Source organism: Pseudarthrobacter adonitolis (genome assembly GCF_055412845.1).
This window is the reverse complement of record NZ_JBVAYW010000014.1, coordinates 17,457-32,139: the sequence shown is the minus strand read 5'-3', so window position 1 is coordinate 32,139 and position 14,683 is coordinate 17,457. Positions and strand designations below refer to the sequence as shown.

Below are 14,683 nucleotides of genomic sequence, written 5' to 3'. Positions count from 1 at the left end.
TCGCGGGGAGGCTCCGCAGTGAGATCCTCGCCACAGCTGGATCCTTGATACACGTCATGCCGCCACCGGTCAGGGCTACCAGCACGATGGCGGCCCTGACCGGCGCAGATCGATGGTTGCCTCGGTGAGCGTGGTGAGGGTCTACAACTAAAGCGACTGCGACTCACTGTTCACCTCTGCCGGTTCCAGAACTGGTGCCCGGCGAACGGCATCAAGCCTCAGATGGCGTCGTTCCACCTTAGTTGCCCTTTTCTGCCGTATGGCAGTAAACGTCTGTACACACATCACTGTCGTCGCGGTTAAAGACGGTTCCTGCGCTCGTGAACTCGTAATTCGGCTGCTCCCAACAACCATGCATCAACTGAGCGCCTGGAGACTTAGGGTGCCGCTCGTCAAGGTTTCGATTGAGGCCTGGCGGGATTCACCTTTCTTGCTGCGCGGCGGCCGCGGGGGGCGTCCTTTCCAGGGGGCGGGCGGGTGGGCAGGATCGTCCCAAAGACGGCTTGGGCGAGGTTTTTCCACGTTTGCGCATCGGCGCCGTTGCGGTCGTCGGTCCACATCAGACTTCCGTTCGTTCCGAATCCCCTATCGTGTGATGTGATGCCTTGGTCGGCGTACCACTGTTTTTTTAGTGACCACTTGCGGGCATAGTCGGGCAGGTCGAGCATACCGGCATGCTCCCAGTAGATGGTTCTTCGGTCTGGGAGGGTGATCGTGAAGTCGGGTAGGACGGTTCGGCCGTCAGTGCCGGTGAGTGGCTTCTCGTACTCCCAATGGCCTGGCACGAGTTCGTCGAGGATCGCAGCGACGATGACCTCGTTTTTACTAGCTACGGGGACACCGCTCGCCGTTACATGCATCAGCTTTCGTTCGAATCGGCGAGCCTCCCCCCGAAGTTCAAGTGTGACCGGATCCGGTCGAGCAAATAGGTCCGTGAGGCGCCGAGAGGTCTCGGAGCGCCATGGATGGGCTAGCTCGCGAAGATCTTCGAGAGTTCCTTCGTGAAGTATCACGACGCGGTCGCGCTGCCGGGTAAGCGCCGTGTACATGAGTTCGCGAGAGATATTGGTGCGCGCCGGTAGCACAACGAATGTGGTGCCGAACTCCGATCCCTGCGACTTGTGTACCGTAACAGCCCACGCCAACTCCAACGGTGGGTCATCGGTCGAAGAAGGCCAGTAGGAGTAGGTGACTGCGGGTTGGGACGAAAACTCCACGCCGAGTTGCAGGGCGCTCTTTGGGCGCTTGGTCGCGGCGACGAGACGGCCAATCGCAACCCCGATCTCACCGTTGGCGACGTAGTCCAGCTTTTCAACGGTCTGGTCGCGCGTCCACCCTTGCATCCGGGCGTTGCGGGTCTGCATAACCTTGTCGCCGCGCGTAATTTGCTCGGGGCCAATCGGGCGCGGAACATTCCACCGTCCGTGGCGCTGGGCAAAGTCAAGATCCTTCGCGCGGTACGTGCGCTTGAGGTGGCGGTTCAGTTCGGTGACGCCGAATGCTCTGGAACGGGTTGGAGAGAGGATCTGCCATTCCTCTGCACTCTTCCCTGCCCCGAGTTCCCAGTTCAAATACTTACCGTTTTCAGTCCCGCCGTAGGTTAAAGCGAACCCGCGCTCAGATTCGTCATTGTTGGCGAGTTCCGGCAGGAACCGCTGCAGCGCGTCGGTCAGCGTCTCGACCGCGGTGCGGCTTCCCCAGGGTTCGTAAGTGATGGTGGGAGTGGAGGGATCCCGCCGTAGATCTTCCCAAATAGAATCGTCGGCACCGCCGCCCGAACGCTCACCGAACCAGCTCGCAAGCTGCAGGTCTTGTCTGACTCCATTGCTGCCATCTGGCAACTGACGCCTGGTGACGGTCAGCTCTACGTACCCGGCAGCCACACGCTCCGCATCGGGTAATGCGCCGGGGCGCAACTCGGTCACAAGGTCGACGAACGGGCGCCCCGGACCGATCGGCGGTAGCTGGCGCGGATCACCGACAAGGATGATTCGCTTGACGTCGCGGACCGCATCTAAGGTTGCCGCCAGCATCTCCTCGGTGAGCATCGAGGCCTCGTCAATAACAACGAGATCCGCCTGCACACGGGTGTGAACATCTTCGGTTGCTCGGTATCGCGCACCGTCCCAACGGCCGGAAGGTGCCAGGAAGCTGGCCAACGTTTTGGCGGGACGCCCAACCTTGGTCTGCAACTGCACCCGGGCCTTGCCGGTAGGTGCAAGAAGGATGACAGATCCGGTGGCGATCCCGTCAAGTCCGACGAGCGCGCGCAGCAGCGTCGTCTTGCCGGTGCCTGCGGGCCCGATCAACACACTCAGCGGTGAGGAGAAAAGCTGGGAAAGCCCAGCGGCCTTTTCGGCTCGGGCGCGTTCTTCGGTTGCGTCGACTTCCCTGGTTGGCGACACTGCGATAGTTTCGTCGAGCGATCGATCCAGCAACTCGCGGGCGGCGATTAGTTCGCCGTAATCGGACTTGGCGCGCTGCTCTTCGACCCATGCACGGATAACGTACGAGATGTCATCGTGGCGCAGGCACTTTAGAGCGGCTGAGCCGTCGGCAAGATCAACGCCAAGTAGTGGCGACCATACTCCCGCGTCTTGCATCTCCTGCAGCGACGCATGGTCCAGACCGAGACCCTTTAGTACGACTGCGGAAAGCTGGGGCGGTTGGGTCAGTCCATAGCTGGCCGCATGGTCGAGGGCCTCGCCTTGCGGGAGCAGCGTGTCGCCATGATTGGCGCGGCCCTCCAGAACATCGATCAACAGCGCCTCGACGCGTCGGCGGTCGAGGTTGTCATCCATGCGGGCCGTATCCGGAAGTGGCGTTTGCCAGGTGACATGGGCAGGCGGGAAGCAGGCCCGGTCGACAGTGGTGAACGGAATGCGTCCGTCCCGTCCATAGGTGCAGATCGAGGCCAAGTACGGGTTCCCAAGCAGCTCCTCGACCGTCAAGGAGACCGCGGTGTCGCCCTCCATGAGAGCTGTCACCTGAACCTGGCTGATGTCCATGGCCGACAGGAGCCTGAGGGCCTTTTGCGTCACTTGATCTTGCCCGTTCCAGATCCGGCCGATGGATGGTCCGAGGACACCCTGCACGGCGGCGCGGAAGTGCGCACGGTCAGCGAATCCCGCGGCAAGATATTCCCATGGGTCGGCGTTGTCATCGCATGACGCCACAACCGCGCGTGCTGCCACCTGAGGTCGTTCTACACCGAGATGTCCGAGCACTGCGGCTAATCCAGGGACAGGCCCACGCAACTGCCAAAGCCTCTCGATCTGGGCTTCAACCCATGCTAGGGCGGTGTCCGGCAACGCTACACCGAGATCCTGGCAGGCTCTGCCTGCGGTCAACAGGCTGGTAAGGGCTTGGATCGCCGCGTCGTCACTGACATGTTCCGTGACGTATGAGAATTCGATGTCGCGGCCTTCGGGCGACCACGCCAATGCCGCGGAGACGTCGGTGCCGGCGTCCAAGAGTGGCACCAGCTCCTGGTACGGCAAGAGGATCCCGTCGACCATGCCGGGGCGTAGGCTGTGGGCCACGATCGTCTCCCACATGGAGGAGTTGAACGGTGGATTCCCGCTCTGCCGCCACATGGGTGGCTGCATGACCTGGGTTATCCGCGCGGCACCGACAAGGAGCCGGCCCGTCAGTTCCCCCTCCTGGAACGGTGAGTGCTTGAGGTACATGAGCACCAAAGAGTCGCCAGCTGCCACCGGGTCGAAGAACTCCCTGATGACCGCCTGCTGGTTTTCCCCATCCATCACCCAAGCTGCGTCGTTCCAGCCCAACGCGTCATCGGCGGCGCCCTCGGCGTCCGGGTTAAAACCTCGGACCCGATTGATACCAATTTCTTTGTAAAGGGAGCTTCGGTTCAGCCACCGGAACGGCAGCGCCTCGAACGCGTAGCCCGGAACATCAACAGGTGTGGGGTGCAGAGTTCCTTTGAGGGCCCGGTTATTGCCGTAAGGGTGAATCTTAGTCACCCGATAGCCGTTCGGGGACATGAAGGTCGCCCGCTCGCTAAGGCAAGGCAGCCGGTTGGTGTCAAGGGAGGAGAAGGTCGAACCCGCATTGGCCTGTTCGTAGGCATCGTCACGCCTGGTGCCGATATTCGCCAGCAAGGTGCAGGAAGAGTTCCCCAAAGGTGAATCGCATACACGGTCATCCCATGCCCTATCCCGCCACGGGACCCGCATTGAGAGGTGTTGAACGCCGACCATGGCAACCGACCTTCCTGTGTAGAAGCACTTACTGTTGATCAGATCGGGACTGTTCCGAGAGCCAATCTAAGCCCGGACGGGCCCTCCCTTAGCGCGGCTTACTCAAACTTACCCAAGGGGAACGCCCCGCATGATTGCGACACTCAGGCCACAGCTGGCGAGATGCAAGAATAGGGCCCATGGCCGCCAAAGGGAGGCTCGGACATTGGAGCAGACGTATAGATGAGCGAACCAATCCTCTACGTGGTGGCTTTCTCCTCGGAAGACGACTCGGATGCCGCATATAGCCCCATCACTACTGACTGGGAGCAATCGGGCGAGGGCGGTACGCGCCCCCAACTGCTAAGCCGAGAGATCGTTCCAGCCCTTCCGGCTCTTTGGTATTGCCTTCATCTGCCCAAGAGCCCTCATGACGTTGTTGATATTCGAATCAAATACCTGCCTTGGCTTCAGAAGGCAGCGTTCGCGCACAATGTGCTGCTAGTCCCTATGGGTTTGGTGCGCCGGTCGGTGATGGGGATTCCGAACGAATGGTCTCGCACCCTGCTGATAGGTCCTGATGATAAGCGCGCGGAGCTAGACCGATTGGGCCGCGACCTTAACTTCAGCCTGCCCGTGGCCGTGTTCTCTGAGCTGTCCACGATGTCGTTGCGGACCCATTGGAAGGCCATTGCTGAGATCCAGGCTGGTCCTATTCCTGCAGGATTGCGCGAAGCCGACATCGAACCTGTGAGGGCATTGGATACGGCGGGAATCGAACTGCCCATGCGTCGCTTACTACGACAACTCGGCAACAAGAGCATGGAGCTGCCGACCGATCCAGAGAGCATGGTTCTTGAGGCCTGGAGAACTCAAGCACTTGTCTCCGCACTCGCTCAGCTTGACTCCGAGAACTGCACAGCGGCAGAGGCAGGGGATCGATTGTCGTCGGAGTGGGAAGCCGCTGCGCAGCGACTTCGACGCCCACTAACGATTGGGCTGCCGGGTGTGTCCCCGAAGCAGCGGCGTCTGTACCAGGTGCAGTACGAGGATACGCCTACGCCCGTCGTGACCCCTGGTGGCCCATCCATCTCAGTTTGGCCTGAACGCTACGAGGGTGCCTCCGATTCTGAGATTGAGTCCTCGGCCGTCGCACTATTGGTTGCACATCAAGCCGTCGCCGACGACTCCATGGGGATAATGATGCCTGCCGTTCCTCCCAAAGCCTTCACAGCCCTGGCCGCATTAGAGCAGCACTGTTCCGACCTTGCAAAGCGTGGCCAAAGCGCGCGCCCGCCGGCTGTGCGAAGACTGCTAAGGCAGCTGAACAAAGCAATGCTGCCAGTTTGGGAAGCCGCCTTGGCAAACAACCTAGTGCGGTCCTCCGCTCTCACCGTCATTGGAAGCTTCCCCATCGGACTGAGCAGCCCTCCGGGATCATCTGACGCGCTCTCATGTTTGATGCCCGTTTCGTACCGTCCGCTCCTGCCTTTGACCAGGTCGGTCCCGAACAGTTTGTTGCCACGACGCGACGCGCAGCTTGGCGAAGGATTCAAGGTGCTAGTGGCCGAGTGCATTCTTGCCGAGGACCCGGTCGGGCAAGCCTCTCGACGGGCTTGGGGGGCCGTCTCCGCAATGTTTTCCCGAGACGATCCTCGGTCGTCGATGACATACCAGGCAACCTTGTCGGTCGATGATCTAAGAAGTGCCATCGCAGAGCACACGCCAGACGTTCTGGTCATTAGTGCCCACGGGTTTTCCAATCCCGCGCAAAATGTGGCGGGCATCCAAGTCGGAAAAGAACTTTCGCTAGGCATCGACCTTGGCCCGCTGCCGCCGTTGGTCATCTTGAGCGCCTGCCATGTCGCACCAAGAGGGACCGGCGCCGTTACGATTGCCGATCTTCTTCTGCGCGAAGGGGCCATCGCCGTGCTAGGGACACTGGTGCCTGTGAACGTCCTACACAACGCGGTGTTGATGCAGCGCTTATTCGTCTACATGACCGAAGTTCTGGCCGGCCGAGCGGATCATAGGTCGGTCCGCGAAGTATGGCATCGCGTTCAGACGAGCAACGCTGTCCACGATGTAACGTCCGGGCACCCGATGTTTGAGAAGTGGTTCATGACTCGGCCTCCTGCCGGGGGTCCCTCCCCGCACGAAATATTCAAGCTAGGCGGTTCAGCGAAGCGGCTCCGTCGCGGGAGCGTCTACGGTGATACGGAAGCCCGCTTGTTGGAGATCGCCGACGGTTTCGGGGACAAGGATCGCGTTACGAATTGGTTGAAAAACGATTATGTTCCCGAGTCTGCTTTCTATTGCCTCATCGGTGATCCCGATCGGATTCATCTACAACAGCCTAAAGATCCGTCCAAAATCTAAGCGAAACACGACGAAAGGCCGTAGGCGAGAGGTATCCGCGCGGGAACATAGGCGGACCGCCCCTGATCCGGAGTGGCGCAGATGCGCCAGCAGGGCCTCATAACCCGGATCATCGCCGTGGCCGCCCGGGTGGCATCCACCACCATTCGGCATCACCCGGCCGTTGCCGCACACCTGGAACCGCCCATCCGGAAGGAGCAGTCAACGCGGCCCCCGGTGCTCCTCGGGCGACAGCATCGGCCGGGCGGAACTGGAGGCCGTCCTAGCCCTGCACAGAGCCGAGGGCCGACTGCCCACCAGCCACAACCCCACAGCACTGGAAAGTGCGGTGGGGTTGTGGCTGCAACGGCGCCGGCAGGAGACCGAGTCTGGCCCCTCCCCCGTCTACAGGCTGCACTCGACGTCATCCCGGATAGTGGCAGGGCCCCGTTGGAAGACCGATGACGAAGCACGGTAAACCCGACGCCTAGTCAAGATGGCCGACTTGGCAGGGAACCCGGGAAGTGGTTCAAGGCACCTGATTCAGTCGATGAGTACCGGCTGTTTGGCACCGTCCGCAGACTCGACAACCGGCGCAACCTTGCCCGACCGGTGGTGAAGCCAGTTCGCCACCGCCAGAAGCGCCACGAGCGCGAAAGTGCTCAGGAGCTGGGGACGGGAATCCTCGCCGATGAAGCCCACCGTGAAGATCGCCGCGAGGATGAGGAGACCGAAGCCCGTGAGCCACGGGAAGCCAGGCATCCGCAGGGGAAGTTCCGTTCCCTCGCGGTCGGCGCGGAGGCGCAGCGCGAGCTGGGCCAGGAGCGCGGACGTCCACACCAGCAGGCACGTCGAACCCACGATGTTGAGCAGGACGGGAAGGACCATCTCGGGGAAAGCCAGCTCCAGCACGACCGTGACAACGCCGAAGGCAACGCTGGCCAGGACCGCGACAACAGGTACCCGGGCTTTGGAAACGGAGGCAAGCAGCCGTGGCGCTTCGCCCCGCTCGGCCAGGGAGAACGCCATCCGCGAGGCACCGTACAGGTTGGCGTTGAGGGCGGAGAGCAGAGCTGCCACGGCCACCAGGGTGATGGCGGTGGCCGCGCCGGGCATGCCGGCGGCGTCCAGCACCGCAGCAAACGGGCTCTTCAGTCCCGCAGAACCCACGGGAACCACTGCCGCGATCACGAAGATCGCACCGATGTAGAAGACCAGGATGCGCCACAGCACCGTCCGGACTGCCTTCTTCACACTGCGGGCAGGCTCGGCGGTCTCAGCTGCCGCCACGGACACAATCTCGGTGCCGCCGAACGCAAATGCCACCACGAAGAGTGCCGTGGCGATCCCGGCGAAACCGTCGGGCGCGAATCCGTCCCCGGTGAAGTTGGCCAGGCCCGGCGACTGCACGCCCGGCAGCCAGCCGAAGAGCAGGGCAGCGCCCACCAGGAGGAACCCGACGATTGCGGCCACCTTGAGCAGGGCGAACCAGAACTCGAACTCGCCGAAGTTCTTCACGCTGGTGAGGTTCACAGCGGTGAGCACCACGATGAACACGAAGGCCATCAGCCACACCGGCAGGGCCGGGAAGATGATGGACAGCAGGCCTGCCGCACCGAGCGCTTCGGCCGCGATGACCACCACGAGCTGCAGCCACCAGAGCCAGCCCACCGTGGCACCGGCCACCGGCCCGTAGGCCTTGGCGGTATAGACGGAGAAGGCACCGCTGTCCGGGTTGGCGGCGGCCATCTCGCCGAGGGCCCACATCACCAGGATGATGAGGGTGCCGGCCACAAGGTAGGAGATCAGCACGGCCGGCCCGGCCGCCTGGATGCCGGCGCCGGAGCCGATGAAGAGGCCCGCGCCGATGGCGCTTCCGAGCCCCATCATGGTGAGCTGGCGGGGTTTGAGTGCGGCGCCCAGTGCGCGGCCAGACGTCATTGTCTGTTGTTCCATGGGGAGTCCTCTGGTTGTAGGTGGAACGGATGGGGTTTCAGGTCAGTCGGTTTTTCAGGCTGCGTGGGCTTCCAAAAGCCGGAGCACACGATCGTTGGAGGCAGGGCCGGCAACGGTGATCCGCACCCCGTCCCCCTGGTACGCCCGGACCAGGATGCCTGCGCGGTCAAACGCGTCCACCAGCCTCGCCTGGAGGCGGTCCTCCGCACGGATCCACAGGAAGTTGCCCTGGCTCGCCTGCAGTTTCCAGCCCTGCGCTTCCAGCTGTGCGGCCATCCGTGCGCGTTCCTGCCTGACCGCGGCGACCCGGGCTTCCATCTCCTCCCCGGCGTCCAGCGACGCGATGGCCGCCTTCTGGGCCAGCGCACTCACGGAGAAGGGAAGGGCGGTCCGGCGCAGTCCCTCAGCGATGGCCGGCGCCGCCACGGCGTAGCCCACGCGCAGGCCGGCGAGCCCGTAGGCCTTCGAGAAGGTGCGCAGGATGCAGACGTTGGGGTACTGGCGGTAGAGCGCGAGGGAATCGGGGCCGCTGCCCGCTTCGGCGTATTCCACGTAGGCCTCGTCGATCACCACGAGGATGTCGGTGCGGACGGAGTGCAGGAAGGCCTCGATCCGTTCATGGCTGATCGGCACGCCGGTGGGATTGTTGGGGGTGCAGAGCAGGATCACCTTCGTGCGGGCAGTGACGGCGGCGGCCATGCCAGCGAGGTCGTGGCCCTCAGCGCCGTCCAGCGGAATGCGGACCGGCCGGGCGCCTGCCAGCTCAATCAGGATGGGGTAGGCCTCGAACGAACGCCACGCGAAGATCACTTCATCCCCGGCATCGCACAGGCCGGTGATGATCTGCTGGAGGACGCCCACGCTGCCGGGTCCCACCGCGACCTCTCCGGCATTGACGCCGAGGTGGCGGGCAATCCGTTCACGGAGTTCGACGGCGGCACTGTCAGGGTAGCGGTTCATGGTGCCGGCCGCTTCGGCCACCGCAGCGGCGGCAGCGGGCAGTGGCTCGTAGTGGCTTTCGTTGCTGGCGAGGGCTGCGATGTCCGTGCCGGCGCCGCGCCGGCCCGGGACGTAGGGCGGGAGGCCGGCCACCGCGCCGCGAAGGGTGGGGAGCGCGGTGTCCGGTGCGGTCAGGAGCTGATCACGGGTCATGAGGAACGATCATGTTGTGACCCGGCCCACAATGCAAGATACGCTCAACCCATTGGGACTTCTGCTCAACTTCTACTGTCTGTGGTGAAAATATGACCATCCCGAACCCCCGCACCGTGGATTCACTCGACGGCAGGATCATCCTGGCCCTGGACAAGGATCCGGAAGCCAGCGCCCTGGCACTCTCGCGGACGCTCGGCGTCGCCCGGAACACGGTCCATGCCCGGCTGGCACGGCTCGAGCGCAGCGGCGCCCTCCGCTCCTTCAGCCGCAGACTGGACCCCGCCGCGCTTGGCTATGACCTAATGGCTTTCCTCTCGCTGGCCATCAGCCAGACGCGGGCGGGAGCGGTGGAAAACGGGCTCGCGGCCATCCCGGAGGTCATCGAGGTGCACGCCACCACCGGCGACGCGGACCTCATGGCCAAGGTGGTGGCCCGGAGTACGGCCGATCTTTACCGCATCACCAACCAGATCCTGGCCATCGACGGAATCCAGCGGACCAGCACGGCCATCTCCGTGGTTGAACTTATGCCGCCCCGCTACGACGGCCTCCTGAGCCGACTGACGGAGCAGGAATCTCGCCCCTCCGACTAAACGCAGGTGATGCACGCCACAGATGGGCATATTTTCATTAATGACTCCATTCTGCTGCCAAATATCCCAATCCAACTTGGCTCTGTTGCCTATTCTTGGACAAAATCAGAAGATTCCTGCATGACTTCACTTACCGTCTCCGGCCGCGTGGCGCAGGTTCTCAGCAGCTATCTCAGCGATGTCTTCGGCGTCATGGGCAACGGAAACGTCTACTTCCTGGACGCCGCGGAAAAGCTGGGCCTCCGCTTCTCCCCCGTCCGCCATGAAGGCGCCGCCATCGCCGCGGCCGACGCCTACTACCGAACGTCAGGACGTCTCGCCGCGGGCACCACCACCTACGGCCCCGGCTACACCAATGCGCTCACCGCCCTCGCAGAGGCGGTCCAGGCGCAAATCCCCGTTGTGCTGGTCACCGGGGACGCTCCGAGCAGCGGCGCCCGGCCCCAGGACGTGGACCAGGCGGCAATCGCTGCAGGCCTCGGCGCGGCGACCTTCACCGTCACCCGCGACGCCGCGGGCTCCATCACGCAGCAGGCGGTGGAGTACGCGCTCACCAAGCGGACCGCCGTGGTTATTGCCATTCCCTACGACCTCGCGGCACTGGAGGCTGCGGACGAGGAACTTCCGGCACCGTTGGCACTTCAGGTAACGGACGACGTCGACGGCGGCCTTGGGCAGGTAGCCCGCCTGCTCGCCGGGGCGAAGCGGCCGCTGATCCTCGCCGGCCGCGGTGCGCATCTCGCCGGAGCCGGCCCGGAACTCAGGGAGCTCGCCGACCGCCTGGGCGCGCTGACGGCCGGAACCGCCCTGGCGCTCAACCTCCTCCAGGGCGACGGATACCTCGGCGTGGCGGGCGGCTTTGGCACGGACACCGCGGCCGGGCTCATGGGTGAGGCCGATGTGGTCCTCGTGGCCGGGGCAAGCCTGAGCCCCTTCACCATGCGGTTCGGGCACCTGCTAGGCCCGGACAGCACCGTCATCCAGATCGACACCGCCCTGCAGCCGACGCACCCCCGGGTGGATACGTTCGTCAGCGCGGACATGAAGTCTGCTGCGGGACGCCTCCTGAGGATCCTGGATGGCCCGGCCTCGCCGGAAGCCAGCCGCGCAGAAGCCTGGCGTGCGGAAGCCCGCAGGCGCCTGGCTGAAGGACCGGCCCACCACCCAGGCTCAGCGGAGACGCCGGACGGACGGCTGGACCCGCGCTCCCTTGCCACGGCACTGGATGCGGTGCTGCCGGAGCGCCGCACCGTGGTCCAGGACGGCGGGCACTTCGTCGGCTGGGCACCCATGTACTGGCGCATCCCGAGACCGCAGGACCTGGTCATGGTGGGGACCGCCTACCAGACCATCGGGCTGGGCCTTGCCAGCGCCGTCGGGGCAGCCCGCGCGGTGGAGGATGGGCGCACCCTGGTGCTGGCCTCCGGCGACGGCGGTTTCCTGATGGGTCTGTCCGACCTCGAATCGCTGATTGGGGCGGCCAGCAGCGCCGTCGTCGTGATCTACAACGATGCCGCCTACGGAGCCGAAATCCACCAGTACGCTTCCCAGGGCCTGACCGAAAAGCCCATGCTGATCCCCGAGGTGGACTTCAGCGGCGTCGCCCGCGCACTCGGTGCCGAGTCGTCGATCATCCGCTCGCTGGCGGACCTTGCCGCGCTCAAGGACTGGATCGACGCCGGCGCCCAGGGAACCTTCGTGGCCGACTGCCGGATCACGTCGAGCGTCCGGGCCCCGTGGCTGAGCGAATGGATGCAGGCCATGCAGGCCGCGAAGGCGGCGGTGGCGGGGTAGGGGTACTGCCTAGCCGGGCGCACGCGGCTGCAGCTGCCCCGGTCCAGGGCAGGAGTCACTCCCCAAACCCGGGCGCCGCCGTCGAAACTTACGACGGCGGCCGGCTGGCAGGGCGCCAAACGCCCCTATTGTCACGGGCGCCTATTGTCCCGGGGCGGTAGACGGCGTCTTCTTGGCTGCTTCGTCGAGGTCTTCCGAATCAGCATCGGAGCGTTCCACCTGTGGGCGGCCGTCCTTGCTTCAGTGCTATGGCATCTGGGGAGATCCAGCAGCGGCTTTCCCCAAAAGCCAGCCCCACCAGATCAGGACGGCGCCGAAAAGCACGCCCGCGAGCAGGCCAAACACCGGAACGAACGGACCCTCAAGGGCGAGGAACAGAACACTGCTGACTGCCAGCAGCACCCCGGCTGCGCGGGGGAAAACGGAGCAGCGGGCCGCCGCGGCACCAATCATCCCCAGACCCAGAAACCATCCGAGGGCTGCAACGCCGACGACGATCATCGGCCAGGAAGCCACCAGCGGCCCGTCAAGCCGAAGCAGGTCAGGAGCCCGCTCCGCAAGCACCGGAAATACTATCGCTTCGACGGCGGAAAGAGCGCCGGTACAGCCTGCACCCACCAGAGTGACTACCAGGCCTGCGCGTCCCAGCCTGCCCATTTGATCCCCATGGGCGGCAACAAGGCCGGTCGCTCCGAAAACTGTCAGAACAAAGACAACCAAGCCAGCCAGGTGCACGGGAACTCACCACGCCGCGGATTCCAGGACCACGTCACTGACCGGCCGATCGAAAATACTCGGGTGTAGGAACGTCACGGCGATGAGCAACACACCGGTTACCGCAAACGACACCGCTGATAAGCGAAGCGAAACCCTCAACATGGCCATGCCCCACTATAGATTTTTGGCGCCGCCACTGGGAACGGCGCCGTCGGCCTGGTAGAACTGCGGCTCGAAAACAGTCCCGCCGGTCCGCCCAAAAAGCTGTACAGGCTGTCCGGACAGGGCCGTCAAGTCCTGGAGCAATTCGCGTACCGGAACATACAGCTGTTCGCACAGCCCGAAGTCCAGAACATTATCGAGAGGACCCAGACATGAACCTACAGGGCATCATGCGCACCAACCTCAAGTGGTTGTTCTCGTGAACACGCCGGTCGCCGGGGTCGTAGGGCCTGCAGCATTTCGGCGCGCTGCAGGTCCGGGTTTTGGTCGCCGAAGAGGTGCAGCTCGGGGAAGACGACTAGCCTGCTGTGGGGCTGGGAGCCCAGGGCTTCTTTTGACCTCGTCGGCGAAGGCCAAGACCGTGCAGGGAAGGACTTGCAGCTCGCGCTGGTAGTCCTTTCTTGAGCCCCGAATTGAGCCATCCAACGGATGGGGTCACAACGAACTCTGTTTAGACAACGAAGACCTAGCCGCAGGGAAAGAAGTAGCCAAATTGCCGAAGGGAATCGTAATCAGTAGCCGAGGCAACTCAGCCTCCGTCCTCGTCGACGGCGTCTTCGCCCTCTTCATGGTCACTGTCGCTGAGGCCGAGGCCTACGTCGCCAGCATCCGCGCCCTCGACTCCCTCGACGCGCCAGCCCCTTAAGCCCCTAACCGCCCCCAGGCCGTCCTCCGGGCGGTCCGAATGAATCGCTCATGTTAGTACTCTGGGGGACGCCGACGCTCAGACCAGGCGGAGCCGCTCGGCGCCCTTGAAGTAGTCCCGGCCTTTGCCGCGGATTGTCCTAGGAGGCAAGACCTCGACTCGGTCCAGCACCAGCTTCAGGAATTCGCGGCGCTCTGCGGTGCTCCAGACGCCCCAACGTGAGTCCCCGCGATGGCTCCGGTATCGCCGGAAGGCGAGGCTGTCGACGCAGGGAATAACGCCGTCCGACGTCGACGGGAGCGCGGCGAAGTGCCTGTTGTGCTGCTTTCAGGCGGACGAGCGGTTCCATCAACTGGTGGGGCGGCGCCAGGGATGGGTACCGCCGTCGAGGTCTACCACAAGACGCTTGCCCAGCTCTATGACTACTTCATCCCCTACCCCACCGAGAAGCTGCACAAGTCCAACCACGACCCCGTCGCGCTCATGGCAGCCCTGCACGTCGGCGATATTGAGGAAAGTGGAGGTCTCCCGCAAGCACGGGGACCTCCTGCACCGGACGATGTTTATGGGGCTGGCGCAGGGCGGAGCAGGCCTCTGCTTGCTGAGTGACTGCTGATTCGCGTGGAGGACGGCCTCACCCTGGTGCTGGCCTCCGGCGACGGCGGTTTCCTGATGGGCCTGTCCGACCTCGAATCGCTCATTAGTACGGCGAGCAGCGCCGTCGTCGTGATCTACAACGATGCCGCCTACGGAGCCGAAATCCACCAGTACGGCTCCCAGGGCCTGACCGAAAAGCCCATGCTGATCCCCGAGGTGGACTTCAGCGGCGTCGCCCGCGCGCTGGGTGCCGAGTCGTCGATCATCCGCTCGCTGGCGGACCTTGAGGCGCTCAAGGACTGGATCGACGCCGGCGCGAAGGGAACCTTTGTTGCCGACTGCCGGATCACGTCGAGCGTCCGGGCACCGTGGCTGAGCGAATGGATGCAGGCCTCGCAAGCGGCGAAGGCGGCCGTGGCGGGCTAGCTCTTGGGGCGTTACTC

The 14,683-nt window shown here is 63.9% G+C and carries 9 protein-coding genes and 1 pseudogene; 6 read left to right on the top strand and 4 right to left on the bottom strand.

What is annotated here, in order from left to right; translation table 11 throughout:
• Nucleotides 1-392: 392 nt before the first annotated feature.
• Nucleotides 393-4,124 carry an AAA family ATPase gene (locus ACZYZ4_RS13910; protein ID WP_463861786.1) on the bottom strand — a complete coding sequence of 1,244 codons (3,732 nt, stop codon included), beginning with the start codon at nucleotides 4,122-4,124 and terminating at the stop codon, nucleotides 393-395.
• Nucleotides 4,125-4,445: 321 nt separating this feature from the next.
• On the opposite strand from ACZYZ4_RS13910, the gene ACZYZ4_RS13905 reads away from it, so the two are divergent.
• Nucleotides 4,446-6,581, top strand: a complete 2,136-nt coding sequence (locus ACZYZ4_RS13905; protein WP_463861784.1) for a CHAT domain-containing protein — start codon at nucleotides 4,446-4,448, stop codon at nucleotides 6,579-6,581.
• Nucleotides 6,582-7,103: 522 nt separating this feature from the next.
• Here the strand turns inward: ACZYZ4_RS13905 and ACZYZ4_RS13900 are convergent.
• Both ACZYZ4_RS13900 and hisC read right to left on the bottom strand, forming a co-directional pair.
• A complete protein-coding gene (locus tag ACZYZ4_RS13900) occupies nucleotides 7,104-8,516 on the bottom strand; it encodes an amino acid permease (protein WP_463861783.1) in 1,413 nt (470 codons plus the stop codon).
• A 54-nt stretch (nucleotides 8,517-8,570) separates the two neighbouring features.
• Nucleotides 8,571-9,668 (bottom strand): histidinol-phosphate transaminase, encoded by a 1,098-nt coding sequence (gene hisC, locus ACZYZ4_RS13895; protein ID WP_463861781.1) that lies wholly within the window; start codon nucleotides 9,666-9,668, stop codon nucleotides 8,571-8,573.
• Nucleotides 9,669-9,760: 92 nt separating this feature from the next.
• Here hisC and ACZYZ4_RS13890 point away from each other — a divergent pair, with 92 nt between their 5' ends.
• Nucleotides 9,761-10,264, top strand: coding sequence for an Lrp/AsnC family transcriptional regulator (locus ACZYZ4_RS13890; RefSeq protein WP_463861779.1), 504 nt, complete (start codon nucleotides 9,761-9,763; stop codon nucleotides 10,262-10,264).
• 120 nt (nucleotides 10,265-10,384) lie between these two features.
• Entirely contained in the window at nucleotides 10,385-12,058 is a 1,674-nt protein-coding gene (locus tag ACZYZ4_RS13885) for a thiamine pyrophosphate-binding protein (RefSeq protein ID WP_463861777.1), read from the top strand.
• A gap of 246 nt (nucleotides 12,059-12,304) precedes the next feature.
• Here ACZYZ4_RS13885 and ACZYZ4_RS13880 read toward each other — a convergent pair whose 3' ends face one another.
• Nucleotides 12,305-12,715, bottom strand: a complete 411-nt coding sequence (locus ACZYZ4_RS13880; RefSeq protein WP_463861775.1) for a hypothetical protein — start codon at nucleotides 12,713-12,715, stop codon at nucleotides 12,305-12,307.
• Between the two features lie 775 nt (nucleotides 12,716-13,490).
• Here ACZYZ4_RS13880 and ACZYZ4_RS13875 point away from each other — a divergent pair.
• The 3 genes and pseudogenes from ACZYZ4_RS13875 to ACZYZ4_RS13865 all read left to right on the top strand — a co-directional run.
• The gene (locus ACZYZ4_RS13875) at nucleotides 13,491-13,643 is read left to right on the top strand and encodes a hypothetical protein (protein WP_463861773.1); all 153 of its coding nucleotides are present in this window, start codon (nucleotides 13,491-13,493) and stop codon (nucleotides 13,641-13,643) included.
• 372 nt (nucleotides 13,644-14,015) lie between these two features.
• The gene (locus ACZYZ4_RS13870) at nucleotides 14,016-14,252 is read left to right on the top strand and encodes a hypothetical protein (protein ID WP_463861771.1); all 237 of its coding nucleotides are present in this window, start codon (nucleotides 14,016-14,018) and stop codon (nucleotides 14,250-14,252) included.
• Nucleotides 14,253-14,264: 12 nt separating this feature from the next.
• A pseudogene (locus tag ACZYZ4_RS13865) lies at nucleotides 14,265-14,666 on the top strand (thiamine pyrophosphate-dependent enzyme); the annotation flags it as partial.
• Nucleotides 14,667-14,683: the final 17 nt, after the last annotated feature.

Coding starts and splice junctions, on each gene's coding strand:
- ACZYZ4_RS13870 (WP_463861771.1), top strand. CDS start 14,016: ATGGGTACCGCCGTCGAGGTCTACCACAAGACGCTTGCCCAGCTCTAT.
- hisC (WP_463861781.1), bottom strand. CDS start 9,668: ATGACCCGTGATCAGCTCCTGACCGCACCGGACACCGCGCTCCCCACC.
- ACZYZ4_RS13905 (WP_463861784.1), top strand. CDS start 4,446: ATGAGCGAACCAATCCTCTACGTGGTGGCTTTCTCCTCGGAAGACGAC.
- ACZYZ4_RS13900 (WP_463861783.1), bottom strand. CDS start 8,516: ATGGAACAACAGACAATGACGTCTGGCCGCGCACTGGGCGCCGCACTC.
- ACZYZ4_RS13885 (WP_463861777.1), top strand. CDS start 10,385: ATGACTTCACTTACCGTCTCCGGCCGCGTGGCGCAGGTTCTCAGCAGC.
- ACZYZ4_RS13890 (WP_463861779.1), top strand. CDS start 9,761: ATGACCATCCCGAACCCCCGCACCGTGGATTCACTCGACGGCAGGATC.
- ACZYZ4_RS13880 (WP_463861775.1), bottom strand. CDS start 12,715: ATGGGCAGGCTGGGACGCGCAGGCCTGGTAGTCACTCTGGTGGGTGCA.